General features: G+C 36.1%; 1 protein-coding gene. It reads left to right on the plus strand.

Translation table 11 applies throughout. From position 1 onward, the window contains the following. The first annotated feature begins 9 nt into the window (after positions 1–9). Positions 10–132: a hypothetical protein gene (locus AOA61_RS32700; protein ID WP_368731117.1), complete on the plus strand. Its 123-nt coding sequence runs from the start codon at positions 10–12 to the stop codon at positions 130–132. Positions 133–241 lie beyond the last annotated feature (109 nt).

Consider the following 241-nt stretch of genomic DNA (forward strand, 5'->3'; position numbering starts at 1 on the left):
GTATATATTATTGGTGAACCAGATTTAGTGAGGACGCTAGAGTCACAAATAAGAATCAATGTAGATCGTTGTGTGATGAAAAACTTGACGAACTCTCAATCGTCCCAAGTTCTTGCACAAGTATTCCAATAGATAAAATAGTTGTGAAGTTATTGAAAAGTGTCTCAAGCCTACTAATGGCTGAGACACTTTTTTAAGAAGTTTTTTAGGTGGTGCCCAAGGCAATTGCGCTATTCTAAAT

Source organism: Pseudomonas sp. 2995-1 (assembly GCF_002742505.1).
Lineage (GTDB): Bacteria > Pseudomonadota > Gammaproteobacteria > Pseudomonadales > Pseudomonadaceae > Aquipseudomonas > Aquipseudomonas sivasensis.